The following is a 13,269-nucleotide window of genomic DNA, read 5'->3' on the forward strand; positions in this document are numbered from 1 at the left end:
ATAACTCCTTTAAGATAAAATTAATATTTTATTTGATTTAATTACTCGCCTGCTACTGGAGCGGCTGCGACAGGGGAGAGGTCCTCTACTTCAAGTCGGACAATCGGTTGGCCATGAGTGTAAGCCAAATCTTCTTCGTTTGCGACCACCAAGAATTTATTCCGGGAGCCAGCGTAATCAGCGTGTGGAGCATCAGCTTTTGACACAATAAATACTTTTTCTGCGATGTCAAAGTGGGCTACCATACCATGTCCGATAATATCTACACCATCATTTTTCTTGAATGCAGAAGTGTCGAAGCGTGTATATCCTTCTTCAAAGATCACAATACGACCGCGCTCACCCTCAGCATTATAAAAAGCGGAAAGCTCTTCATCTAAGTAACGACGTTCAGGTGCGGCAGCAAGATAGCCTTTTTTAGCTTTATCAGACAATTGCTTTGCTGTACGTTCACCCTCAGCATTAAATCCTAGTTCGACCAATGTAAAGTTGTCTACATCCTCAAGGAAAATTGCTCCATGAGCGACAGTCTTAACATGAATAGAATTCAAGTTGCCGACTGCATGTTTATCGTGTTTAATTAAGGCTTGTTGTGCTTGTGTAGCCATTTTTCATTCCTCCAATAATAATTTAATTTTACTCAGAAAAACGACTGAAGAAGTCATTTTCAGCTGGAATTAGATCTTGACGAGTACTGTTTAGTGCAAGAGTAGCAGTGCTATGAGCTTCCTCAGCTTTTACAGTTACTAGTTCAACTAGCATTGAATTTAGCTTCATTGTGGCTTGAGATGCTTCTTCGCCTTCATTAGCTGATTGAGCGACAAGTGTTTGAACTTCTTCAGTCTCATATTGCTCCTTAGCATTGAGAGCAGTGAATTTACCCTCGTAATGCTCTTTCTGACTGTTGAGCTTTTGCTCTAGCTTTTCGCTTTCGTACTTTTCTTTGTACGGTTTCAGCTCTGTGACTGCTTGGTTAAGAGATACTAGTTTTTCACTAGCGCCATTAAACTTGGCTTCAACTGAAGCTTTGTCTTCTTGAGCAGAGTTGAGCTTTGAAGTAAGCTCAGAAATCTCAGTATCCTTTTGGTTTAAAAGGTTCTGAGTTTCCTGGGGCACAACTTCTTCCCAGTTGCGCTTTAGAAAAACTTCAGTTTTAGAGTCAAAATCAATTTCTACAGCGCTCTCTGATTTTGAATAGTTAAATTTAAAATACTTGTCATATGCGTCATCTTCAGACCAACTGTAGATGTTTGCAATGAAATAGTTATCGAATGTATCGCTGATCCAGACATCTTCTTGCTCGGCCAGCTTTTCACTGAATGCTTCATAAATTTTCGAACGAATGTCATCATGTGACAGTTCAAAAGTCTTTTTGAATTTCACTTTTTCACTCTCCTTAGTATTATTTTGATTAAGTGCCTGAGCCACAAGTCTCTCAAAACCTGCAAATTCGTTAAAACTTACAAGCTTAGAAGAATCATAGGCCGGTAGCACAATAGAATGGTTACCACGGTTCTCAGAGTTCAGAACACAGTGACCATCAAAGATGATAGGTGAGAGAATATGCTCCACACCATCAACAAATGAATAATTTTCATATAGAAACTCGCAGCTTGAATGTACCTCAATTCCTCTTACATGCCATTCCTTCAGTAATTCACATGCATCAGGAAACCGAGACTTCCACAAAACTCCATCAGCTAGAAGTACTTCTTTTTCTCCATCTTCTGTTTGAATAGTTCCTTTGTATCCAGGGGTAGTGAAAGTGCCAATTGGAGTGGTATTAAGTTTTAAGCGCTGTTCGCCATTCCGGTTTGTGGAAAGGAATTCTTCATGGGATCCTAATGCATCTGTGGGAGATCCGGGTTCTTCGACCTGATAGTACCTAGTCACGATGGGTTTATTTAGAAGGGTGTTTGCTGCTTCCAATGCTACTTCCTCGGAAACAATGGCATTATTATTACTAACTTCAAAATCAATGATCGAGAAGGTAACTGGAAGGAGAGTGGGGTCATTAGATTGCTTAATTTCATTCAAGCGGAGCTGAAGAGTTTTCTTTTTCTGCTTTTTCAATAATTATCACCTCCTTGAAAGCAGAAAAACTACTCACTAGGAGTATTATTGGAATCAGTTGTAGCAGATTTTATAGTGTTGGGATTTTCTGAGGTTTCGCTTGAACTTCCTTTGCCAGCATTACCACTCATTACGGATGAGGTCATATAAGGCTTTATTTTCTCTTGCAGATGAAGTACATCAGTTTCATAAAGAGTTTGTTCAAGGAAGGTATCCCAATTGACTCCTGGCAACTTGTCGACGAGATGCTTAATAGAAAAGCCTTTGTCCACCAGTTTGGTAAGCACCTCAATGATTTCTTTAGCTGAAAGTGGTTTTTCTTTGTCATAGATAATGGAGTAGTTATCTAACTGGCTATCAGGAACAATTAGGTTAATTAGCTTTTGATAGATGTTTTCAACGTCCTCGAGCATGACTCCCAGTCTCTTATAGAAAAGATCCAACTTAGTATTTCCTGAAGCGTAGTTGTCACCAGTGCTACTAAGGAGGCCGTAGGAGGACTCAATGTCTTTATTTATATGGTCAAATTTCTTTCCATCTAAGCCATCTACCTTAACATCCGGGAATTCAATAGATGCAAAATCCGGGATAGAAACTACATTGACGCCATCTTTGTTGTTAGCTTCTAAAGCGGACTTAACGCCACCATGAATCTTCTGTTTTATTGCTTTATTTAATTCCAGGTTACTATATTTGCCATTATTCTTATCTGACCCAATAGTAACCACAGCTACAGCGTTTATGATCTTGTTAGCAATCGATCTCTCTACATCTTTCAACTTTTTCTTATGTTGTACATCGAATAGGCCAGAGGTAATCCAAGATGTTCCTTTAGATTGGTTTCTCTTTAAAGCGCCAGTTGTGATGGAAAATGTACGCTCTTGAGGCAACTCGACGTATTGTTTATCTGGATCCTTCTTAAATTCATCGTAATGCTGCTGTGTCACGTAAGGGGTGAACATCCTAAACATAAGCTTTCTCTGCTCGTCGTTAAAGGAATTAAAGAATCTCAAGTCCAGTACACAAGTCCAGTCGTTATTTTTTCGGTATAGCGGCTGAGCATATCTGGTGTCATCAAAGATATAGGCATGCGGATTCTTTTTGTCTCCCAGCCACATGCCAACTACATTTCCAGAAGCAGCTGTTTGCTTTAAAATGTCGCGAGTCAATCTCCTATGCTGCACTTTCTTTAGTTGCTTATGTATGGCCATTTCATGCTTGTCCGATGCTTCAGTCTTTTTGAATGACTCAATACGATAATTTAGAGTGGGGAGAGATTCAATCATCTCAAAGAGCATGTGGATATCAGGAGAAGAAATGTAGAAGTATTGAGCTAGATTTTCAATTTCTTGCTGATACAGATCAGGATTGGCGAAGTACTTTTTAAGTTGTTCTGCAGTTACCTCAGTAATAATGCCGTTTGAAAAAAGGCGAGTTATGAAACCACTAGCGAAAGTACCCGCATATGTCTCCATGTCGTTTAACATCAATTTGTATTCATCTGAATTTGTATCAATATCTCTAACTTGTATTGTGCTCACCTCCAATCTTAATAGTAAACCAGGTCATCGTCGTCGGCTGTTTCACTGTTTTTATTTAAGTCACGTTCTAGCTCAGAAGCTATGTGATTTCCATATGAAACGCTACTGTATTTATCTTTACGTTTAGAGCGAGGCTCTTTTAATTTAACTTGTCCGGTGTCAGGGTTTGTTTCACCTTCAAGGTTGATCATTTCGTTAATCAATGCAGTTGCCTGCGCATAAGGAAGAATCAATTGACTTTGTGTTTCAGTTGGTAAGTTCTCATAACCTTTTATTGATTTAAGAACTTCCTTACCATCATTTTCATGCATTAGAAGCTTTAATTTACCGCGTTTCAAAGCGTCTTTCATTGTAATAGCGATCTTACTGTTCAAAGAAGCATTACCTTTTATACTATAAATCACTTTTGGAGCAGAAGTGTATACACACCTAGCTTGCATCTTTTCATCATTAATACAGTTTAAGGGCTCATATTCTTTAGCTCGTTCTTTATCAAATAAAGGTTGAGAGAGAAGATCAAAGATGGCTAAACCGACGTTTTGTGTATCGAGAACTATGTAGTCACAATTAAAGTCTTCGTAAAGCTGTCTAATTCTAGTGGACTGTGTTTGAGTATGGCCTCCAACTATGCTTTCCATGTAAACAACATGTCTTTCATAGGAACGACCTTTGCTTACAGGTACTAATTTAAGCACTGAATACACACTGGCATCATTGTCTGTGCCTTCCATAGTTGCAATATCACAGCTAAGTAAGCGTATCTCTCCAGGCGCTTTAGGATCTGGTTTAAAGGAAGAATCTCTTAGTAACTGGTAATAATCCAGGGGATAAAGAGGGGAAGAGAGCTTTCTGTTTTTCTCCAAATCTTCAAACTTAAAGTAGGCCTTTTCAGATTCTCCAAACCAAAGAGCTTCCATCTCCATTGACCAACCAACTTCGTCAAAGTCGTCCTCAGACATCTCATCCTTTACTTGATCTTCCATTAACAATCGTTCTTTTATAGCCAATTGGTAGGGAAGGCCACACACAAAGTAGCTAGAGCCATCCATCATTGATTTGTAATAGGTAAGGAAACGGTTATATGACCAGTGCACCTTGTACCAACAGGAGGATAAATATATCTCTTTGTTGCGCTCTGTGAGGTGGGCATACTCGTCTTTTTGCAGATATCTAGGGGAGCGGGGAGCTGTTAGAAACTTTCGGAGTACTTTAGAGATGATCTGAAAATCAACCATTCTAAACTCATCAACAATTAGCAAATTGGCTCGCTTAGAACGCGCTCCATCGTTTGAAGCTACAATTTTGATCCAGCTACCATTGTGGAATTCTACTTTGGGATCATTCGAGGAGGTCTTTAAATCGGATATTTCTCGAGCAAGGTTTTCAGAGTTCTTTCGCATATCATCTATTTTTTCAATGACTTCTCGTGCTTGACCCTTCGTACCAGATGCAATTATGATCTTTGTCTCGGGGAATAATATGGCTCGAACACAGCAAAAGATAGACGTCAAAAACGTTTTACCCTGACCACGACTTGCAAGATACATGAAATAATGATTGTGCATCATCATGTATAATAAAATACACTGAAACAACTTAAGATTAATCCCTAAATACTCACTAACAAATCTCTGAGGATTACTTCTATAGAAAGATCCCCATACAGCAATGCCTTCCATTAAACGCTCGGACTTGGTTTTCTTGTTGAAATTACGGCCTTTATTGAATATATTTATGCCTTTATAGGCCTTGTTTCTATCTACTTGGAAGTTTTGATGAGCGCTCATGATTTACCATCAATTTCTTCAGCAACAGGATCCTCAACTGTATGCTTTTTAATTTCTTCCCAGTATTCGTCTGCATATTTATTTTTAAGATTAAGCATTCTAGAGAGATGTCCCAAGAAAAAGACCCTTATATATCTTCCTATATTATCAACATCAGCCCATTTAGGATCCGGCAGGGGGACAGGCTTATCATTTTCCCATTTCTTTAGCAAAGTTCCAAAGCTCTCTTGTTCTGCAGCATTTGCTCCCGTTTCTTGAACAGGCTTTAAATTACCTGAGCCTAATAAATCTTGCAGGGTTTTAAGCTGCTGATCTACTTTTTCCTTGTTTTCTCTACGTTTCTCAATATCTAGTTGTGTAAGGCAGATTTGCTTAATTACAAGCTCCATACCTTTTGAATCTATCTGATATCTTGAAGTGAAGTCCTCATACTCGTTCTGTAGCCAAGTGTAGTCATCCATAGAAAAGCCGCGTCCCCAGAACTTAACCAAGAGACCAGCGTTTTCTTGAGCTATCTTCTTATCTTCATCCGAAAAGTCAGCGGCAAGTCCTGTATTAGTAGTTGCAGTGTCGCTGTCAGCCCATGTTTCAAGCCGGAATTTCTTTAATGAGATATTTTTAAAATACATTCCGAATGTATCTTTCTCGTCTGCAACTGAAGCTTCCCAGAGTTCTCTCTTGAAAGGTCGATCACATACTCGAAGAATCTCTTTCATGGATTCCTTATCACCATGCGCATTGTCGAACTCTTGTTTAAGACAGTCTTTGCACCATGGCATTTTCTCATCTGTATGCCATTTGCTATACGACTTATAGAAATTAGCCTCATGTTTATCTCTTAAGCATTTTAAGCATTGTTTAGTGCTCATTAATAATCACCACCTATATAAAAGGATCGAAATATCCTTTAGAAAGTGCCCGGCAGAAGTGGAAAGGGGAGACCACTGCCAGACACTTGTAAAAGATATTTCGAGGTGTGAAGCGGGGAACTTAAAATAAAATCACCAATTTATCCTGTTAATGATTTATGCAGGCATGAAAGAGGGGAGGGCTAGGCTCCATCCCCTACGGTAATTTTATTTCACTTTATCTAAACGAATATAATACTCACTTTCTAAGCCATCTTCTTTATCAAAAACAAAGAAAGATTGAGCGGGTTTTCCGCCATAACGTCCTGAAGTAGAGTGGTCATCCGCTCCAATCAAACTTGGATTGACGTGAACTCTTGTAACACCATATTCTTTGCTGAATTTGTGATGAATATGTCCTGTAAAGATATGCTTTGGAATTACACCTAGAAGCTGAGGAAGGCGATTTACACTTTGATTTGGATTGTCAAAGTTTCCGTGTGCATATACAACTTCTTCATCAAAAATCTTGTCTAAGATATAACCATCTTTGTCAGTCTTAATAGTTACATTAGGATGGTTTCTCAAACGTGCCTCCATATACCACGGAATGAGATACTCGTAATTCTCTTTTAAGCCAACTTCGTCTTTCTTGCCGGATCGACCATGGTTGCCGATGACGTTATAATAAACAACCTTAGGAAAGATAGAGGAGAGGTGTGATACAATTTCGCTGAGAACTTCAGATACGTATTGAACTTGTTCTACTAAATCTTCGTTTGATTGCACTCTGGTGCTTATATGTATGGTACCACTAATTTGGTCTCCTAAATTAGCAACATGTAGTGTATGTATTTCGTTCTTGAGTCCATAGTCTACAATCTTTGAGACCAATAAATTAACCCTAGCATCAAATATCTCTTTATTGAATTTATTAACAGAGTTATCTACTTCCATACCGAAATGCCAATCACTGAATAAAGCTAGTCCATGCTTGACATTTTCGACAGTTGAACTAGAGGGTTTAAAAGTAAGAGGCTTCTTTCGCTCGAGTAACTGAATCCCATCCTGCAAATCATCTCTCAATTTCTCAAATCTTGCTTGATTTCGGATAGCTTTGTTGTATTCACGTTTCTGGTCGAGCTTTCGAATTTTCTCTTTCTCTGCCTCAACCCGCATTTCTTCGTATTTATCTAGGATTTCTTTATCGAGGTTCTTGGAAAGGATGTAATCTTTCCAATTGCAATATTCTTTAAAGGATTTGCGCCATTTTGATTCTCCATAGTTGCTTCCATATTCTTTATTTAACAAATCAGCTATCTCATCAAAAGATGTTTTATAGGTATCTTTATTAGAGAAGAGTCGAACTTGATAGTCTAGAAAGCTTTCATTATTTCCTCTTTGTAAAATGTCGTGAGTCATCTAGTCACCACCTTAGTCTATAGAACTATCTAACTTATAATTTTCAAGTTCTGATGCTTCCTTGATGGTGATATCAATCATACGATTTTCTCCTTCAAAAGCGTCAAGTATTTCTTCTAACTGGTAAACTTTGATTTCGTCATCATATTCAGTCAGGGTGCCCGCTTCTAAATCAATCTTTGCTTTTTTAAACGTTTGGGTGATGTTTTGCTTCGCCATATTAATTTCTCCTCCTAATTGATCCTGTATTTATTTATACTTTGTATTTAACATCTCACAAACTGAGTTGATTTATATTTGCATTAAATACATCTGTAGAATCAGCTGTATTTTGATACAAATATTCTAAAAAACCTCCCCAAATTAGAAAGGGAGATTTATTAAAAGTTTATTAGGAAAGCTAATTTTACTATTGTAAGAATCTTTACACTTCATTTCCATTATTGACATACCATACCAGTGTGATATGTTGGAATGGAATGTAATGGAAGGGAAGGATTGGCTTTATGAAGAAATTAACAAAGGTTTTTTATTGTAATGTCGCTCTATTATTGCTTGTGCTGTTGCTCGTAGGGTGTTCAGGCGGTACAAACGATGAAGCAAAAACTGATGCTTCAAATAGTGAAGCCACTCAAAAATCCGACGATAAAACTAACAAAACAGAAGAGAACAATCAAGTAGATAAAGATAAATCCGAATCTACAAAAGACACAGAAGTATCTGGAACAGGGAGTTCAGATGAATCTACTACAGACAGTTCTGATGCATCTACAACGCAAGAGACTACAACAGATGAGTCCGAGAGTACTTCAAAAGGAGAATCTTCTGTAAACGAATCTAAGGAAACCTCTTCAGATGATGCAAAAAAACAAGAATCGGATAGTGGATCTGAACCCAAAGAAGAAGATGAATTATCAAATTATTCAGCTGCTCAGATTGAATACGCCCGAGTTTGGTTACAACTTGGAACTATAAAAGACATAGATGAATTAAATATTCGACATATTGCAGCTGGTGAATTAGTTAAACCTGATAATAATGAAAGTGCTGCTTATCCTGAAGATGTTATCCAGTTAGCAGGTGGTCGCTTAGTTGATGGTTCGGTAACATATAGTAGTAATGGTGATGGCACAATTAATGTTTACTCCGTTCCTTTGCGCTGGGATGGTGTTCCTGATGATGAACTTGGAGAAGGAGTAATTCGTGAAATAACAGAGGATATCATTAATAATACAAAGAAAGTTTCTGTTGATACGGGCAACAATGAAGAAATCATTAAGCTCATTGATTCTATGAACAGTAATTGACTTAGATATCACTGTCACCGATAATATTGAGATTACTATAAAAAAGGGGCGGTTCGTAATTTTTATGAACCGCCCTAGTATTAAATTAAAATACTTGAATAGCTTTTGCGTAATACATCTCTCGGTTTGCTAAGTGATTTGTACCACCATTTACTCTTAACGTCACAGCTCTTACTGTTGGATTTGTATCACATAGCGCATTCATATTATTGTTATGCCACCAGAATCCTGCGCTAGTCCATGGATAATGAGAAGCGACATAATTAACACCTTGGTTTACTATTTCTGGATCACCAATTGCTTTTGAGAAAGCAGTATAGTTGTAACGACCAGTTAATTGAATATAACCCCCTCCTTTGTACTTTGGACCATCGCCTGGTTGTGTATTACCTAGTTTAACACCTTTGGATGTATTGTATTCATAATCCCATCCACTGGCTAACTCTGTTCTATATACCCCACATGCTGATTCCTGACTACATTGGGCAAGAAAATGAGTGATTCTAGAACGAGTTGTAATATGATATCTTTCTAAACAGCTATTTAAATCTTTTAACATGGCATCTGAAATTTTTGAACTTGGCCATCCAATGTGATTTAGCTGACTTTCGGATACATATTTACCTGTTTTACCAGTTCCACCTTTGATTGGAGTCGAAGTATCCTTTCCAGTATCACTGCCACTACCATTGTCATAAACTTTCAATTTTTGGCCAACCTGAAGCTTGTTCGGATCACTGATACCATTTAACGATTGGATTTGGGACAATGTCATTCCAAAACGTTGTGCGATGCTACTCAAGTTATCTCCGGATACAACGATATATGTAGTGGTTTTTTGGGTTGGAGTATCCTTCCCACCATCATTGCTGCTACCATTATCATAAACTTTTATTCTTTGTCCAATCTGAATTTTATTTGGGTCACTGATATTATTCAAAGATTGAATTTGTGCCACCGTCATGTCATAACGCAGTGCAATACTACCTAGGTTATCTCCAGATTTAATAGTATAAGTAATGGTTTTACGAGAAGACCCTCCACTTTCAGACCCGCCCGAAGAGGAATAGACTTTCAATTTTTGACCAATTTGAAGCTTGTTAGGATCACTAATGTTATTCAATGATTGAATTTGAGCCACTGTCATGCCATATTTCTGTGCAATACTGCCTAGATTATCTCCAGATTTAACTGTATATGTAGTAGTCGGGCGAGTAGAACCGCCAGTTGAGCCACCTGAAGAGGCATAAACTTTCAATTTCTGACCAATTTGAAGCTTGTTTGGATCGCTGATATTGTTCAATGATTGAATCTGAGCTAACGTCATGCCATATTTCTGTGCAATACTGCCTAGGTTGTCTCCAGATCTAACTGTGTACGTAGTGGTTGGACGAGTGGAACCGCCTCCCGTAGAACCACCTGAAGTAGAGTAGACCTTCAAATTCTGACCGATTTGAAGCTTATTTGGATCAGTAATGTTATTCAAAGATTGGATTTGAGCCAGCGTCATGCCGAACTTCTGTGCGATACTGCCTAGATTGTCTCCAGATTTTACTGTGTATGTAGAGGTTGGACGAGTGGAACCGCCGCCTGTAGAGCCACCTGAAGAAGAATAGACTTTCAATTTCTGACCAATTTGAAGCTTGTTTGGATCAGTAATGTTATTCAAAGATTGGATTTGAGCCAGCGTCATGCCGAACTTCTGTGCGATGCTGCCCAAATTGTCTCCAGATTTAACAGTATAAGTAGTAGTCGCGCGTGTGGAGTCGCCACCAGTAGAACCACCAGAAGTGGAGTAGACTTTTAGTTTTTGACCAATCTGAAGTTTATTTGGATCAGAAATGTTATTCAAAGATTGGATTTGAGCCAGCGTCATGCCGAACTTCTGTGCGATGCTTCCTAGGTTGTCTCCAGATTTAACTGTGTATGTAGTAGTTGCCAAAATTATAACCTCTCTCTTTTTATTAATAGTTGCTGCGATTAATTCTGTGTTGTAATTTTATTTTACTTGTATGGATATTTTTTTTACCACCTCCTTAAGCTCTTTTCCAGCCTTAAAGGCAGGGGTTTTACCCGAAGGAATGACCATTTCTTCTTGAGTATGTAGGTTGCGAGCTTTTCGTTCGGCACGATTACGAACTTCAAAAGTACCAAACCCAACCAGTTGCACTTTTTCACCTTTTGCTAAGGTTTCACTAATTGTTTTGAGTGTGCTTTTAACCGCCGCTTCAGTGTCTTTCTTGGAAATTCCCGTTTTAATTGCTACCTCTTTAATTAATTCTGCTTTGTTCATATTTTGTTCCCTCCTTATCGAATATAATTTTATTTTACTTTTTACTAACAAATTTAGTTATGTCTTCAATATTTTCATCGAAGAAGATATATTCATTATTGTCTTTGATGTAAAACCCAAGCACATGATCCATTTTAGATTCATTGTCATCCAATACGATATATTGCTTACAAGACTTATCGACTATGAAATATTCACCATTAAATTTAAAATTGTTTTCAGTATCTATGTAAGACCAGTTTGATATGTAATCAGCATCTATCGGAATTCTGCCATTTCTGCTTTCATGTATAAGTTCTTTGCTAAAGTGTATAGTGCTTCCATCAAACTTAGGGTATTCAGCAGACCATTCACCCGCTTCGTTCTTCTTCAAATCATATGTAAACACATCATCATCACCTACCTCAATGTACTTATCTTTAGTGCTGTAGAGAATATTCATTTTATAAGTTTTAGTATCTCTCCACTTTTTAGCTTTTGCTGAATCTCTGTACTCAGCGTTTATAGTGGGGGAGAGCTCTGGGATAATCTCATTTCGGTAATCTTCAATAAGATCTTGGTCAATTGACTCGATTTCAGCAGAATAGAATCCCTGATCGTTGTTGAATTCAGAATAGCCGTATAAGTAATCATATACACTTTGATTAGCCAAGTTTGATATAACGGTTTCTCGCTTATTAATCGTGGAGTACTTGTCAGGTGTAAGGATTCCACCTTCCTGAGTTTCACGTAGAAGGTAGTTAGCGCAATCGAGTAACATCTTTCTAGTGCCATGGAAGGTAGTATAGTTAGTTATGTAGTTATCGAACTTATCTAATATGTATTGCTGTACCTGATTAACTAATTCAGTACCTGAATCAGAAGCACTTGAGTGTAATGTATGCATCCCGCCATTAGGGAGGTCTATTGTAAATATCACTTTTATCTACTCCCTCACTTATATATAATCGGTTTTTTTTGATGAAATTTATCCGTTTTGCGTCATGGTAGCGCATTTCTTACATTTAGACTTAAATCCATTGCTCTTTTGTTTGTCTTTTATAAAGAAATCTTCGGTTAAAGGTAATACCTTTTTGCAATAAATACATTCAGAGTAGTTCCATTCAACTTTAATGTAGTTTTCATCGGCCATTGAGTATTTCCACTGCTTGACATATTGATCTCTGATCTTCTTACAAGCTGTCTTTAGGTTTTTGGTAATTGCTTGTGCTTTCTGATTATAGAGTAAGGCAATATCAGCTTCTCGTAGTCCTGCTTCAAACAGTCCAATTATCTTTCGTTGCTTATGAGATAGCGGTACTTGGTGAATGTAGTAATCTAAATCTCCGTAAACAGCTGAAATTTCTGGATTTGTTTGGGCTAGGTGAGAGGCAGAGATGAATTTTTCCCAGAGAGAAGGATCATATCTATTCACCATAAGTCTGACAGGCTTAAACTTTATATGTAAAGGTATTTCTCCATCTTGCTGCTTCTTTAAAAAAAGCTCTTTTCTATGAATGTTAAGTCGCTGTTCGGCGAGCGTTATGGCAATATTGGCTACCTCTTCTAAATCAAACTGTTGAGATGTACTTAATTGATAAAAGTCATCGAATTCACTTCTATTTCTAATTAATCCTTCTATTACTTCCTCATCACTGAAGGAAAGAAAGCGGAAGGGATGTTCATGTTTATGTATATCACGTTTAACTGCTCCCATTAATTATTCCTCTCATATATAATTTTATTTTACTTAATAAAATAGATTATTCTCAATTTCACGTTTTAATAACTGGTATGTATAACGGCCGGTGTTAATAGTTCCATTCCATTTGTAGTCCTCATACAATTCTAACTCATCATCATAGGCCAGGTTGTCTTTAATCTTTTCCTCAAGATACTCAATCACCTCACTTGAAGTAATTATAAAGTTGTATTCCATACGCTGCCTCCTTCCTTATGTACCTAATAACCTAATTTTATAACGCAACGAAGTATTAGTCAATTATATTTTATTTTATT

General features: G+C 37.6%; 13 protein-coding genes. 1 reads left to right on the plus strand and 12 read right to left on the minus strand.

Going from position 1 to position 13,269, the window contains the following annotated elements; genetic code table 11:
• Positions 1-41 precede the first annotated feature (41 nt).
• From CRO17_RS06970 to CRO17_RS07000, 7 genes are all read right to left on the minus strand, one after another.
• Positions 42-608 (minus strand): hypothetical protein, encoded by a 567-nt coding sequence (locus CRO17_RS06970; RefSeq protein ID WP_097040689.1) that lies wholly within the window; start codon positions 606-608, stop codon positions 42-44.
• Positions 609-636: 28 nt separating this feature from the next.
• Positions 637-2,073 (minus strand): hypothetical protein, encoded by a 1,437-nt coding sequence (locus CRO17_RS06975; protein WP_097040691.1) that lies wholly within the window; start codon positions 2,071-2,073, stop codon positions 637-639.
• Positions 2,074-2,102: 29 nt separating this feature from the next.
• Positions 2,103-3,560 carry a hypothetical protein gene (locus CRO17_RS06980; RefSeq protein ID WP_097041928.1) on the minus strand — a complete coding sequence of 486 codons (1,458 nt, stop codon included), beginning with the start codon at positions 3,558-3,560 and terminating at the stop codon, positions 2,103-2,105.
• Positions 3,561-3,622: 62 nt separating this feature from the next.
• A complete protein-coding gene (locus CRO17_RS06985; protein ID WP_097040693.1) occupies positions 3,623-5,401 on the minus strand; it encodes a terminase large subunit domain-containing protein in 1,779 nt (592 codons plus the stop codon).
• Positions 5,398-6,270: a hypothetical protein gene (locus CRO17_RS06990; RefSeq protein WP_097040695.1), complete on the minus strand. Its 873-nt coding sequence runs from the start codon at positions 6,268-6,270 to the stop codon at positions 5,398-5,400. The genes CRO17_RS06985 and CRO17_RS06990 overlap by 4 nt, the downstream gene beginning before the upstream one ends.
• A 207-nt stretch (positions 6,271-6,477) precedes the next feature.
• Complete coding sequence (locus CRO17_RS06995; protein WP_097040697.1) at positions 6,478-7,671, minus strand: hypothetical protein; 1,194 nt, start codon at positions 7,669-7,671, stop codon at positions 6,478-6,480.
• Positions 7,672-7,683: 12 nt separating this feature from the next.
• Complete coding sequence (locus CRO17_RS07000) at positions 7,684-7,890, minus strand: YonK family protein (RefSeq protein ID WP_097040699.1); 207 nt, start codon at positions 7,888-7,890, stop codon at positions 7,684-7,686.
• A gap of 287 nt (positions 7,891-8,177) precedes the next feature.
• Here CRO17_RS07000 and CRO17_RS07005 point away from each other — a divergent pair, with 287 nt between their 5' ends.
• A complete protein-coding gene (locus CRO17_RS07005) occupies positions 8,178-8,978 on the plus strand; it encodes a hypothetical protein (protein WP_097040701.1) in 801 nt (266 codons plus the stop codon).
• An 85-nt stretch (positions 8,979-9,063) separates the two neighbouring features.
• Here the strand turns inward: CRO17_RS07005 and CRO17_RS07010 are convergent, their stop codons facing one another.
• From CRO17_RS07010 to CRO17_RS07030, 5 genes are read right to left on the minus strand one after another with little or no spacing between them, the layout of a single operon-like run.
• A complete protein-coding gene (locus CRO17_RS07010) occupies positions 9,064-10,920 on the minus strand; it encodes a LysM peptidoglycan-binding domain-containing protein (RefSeq protein WP_097040703.1) in 1,857 nt (618 codons plus the stop codon).
• Between the two features lie 57 nt (positions 10,921-10,977).
• Positions 10,978-11,289, minus strand: a complete 312-nt coding sequence (locus tag CRO17_RS07015) for an HU family DNA-binding protein (protein ID WP_425444427.1) — start codon at positions 11,287-11,289, stop codon at positions 10,978-10,980.
• A 16-nt stretch (positions 11,290-11,305) separates the two neighbouring features.
• Positions 11,306-12,190 carry a hypothetical protein gene (locus CRO17_RS07020; RefSeq protein WP_097040707.1) on the minus strand — a complete coding sequence of 295 codons (885 nt, stop codon included), beginning with the start codon at positions 12,188-12,190 and terminating at the stop codon, positions 11,306-11,308.
• Between the two features lie 48 nt (positions 12,191-12,238).
• Positions 12,239-12,967, minus strand: a complete 729-nt coding sequence (locus CRO17_RS07025) for a hypothetical protein (RefSeq protein WP_097040709.1) — start codon at positions 12,965-12,967, stop codon at positions 12,239-12,241.
• A 33-nt stretch (positions 12,968-13,000) separates the two neighbouring features.
• Positions 13,001-13,189, minus strand: a complete 189-nt coding sequence (locus CRO17_RS07030) for a hypothetical protein (RefSeq protein ID WP_097040710.1) — start codon at positions 13,187-13,189, stop codon at positions 13,001-13,003.
• Between the last annotated feature and the right edge of the window lie 80 nt (positions 13,190-13,269).

The organism is Terribacillus aidingensis (assembly GCF_900215625.1).
GTDB lineage: Bacteria > Bacillota > Bacilli > Bacillales > Amphibacillaceae > Terribacillus > Terribacillus aidingensis.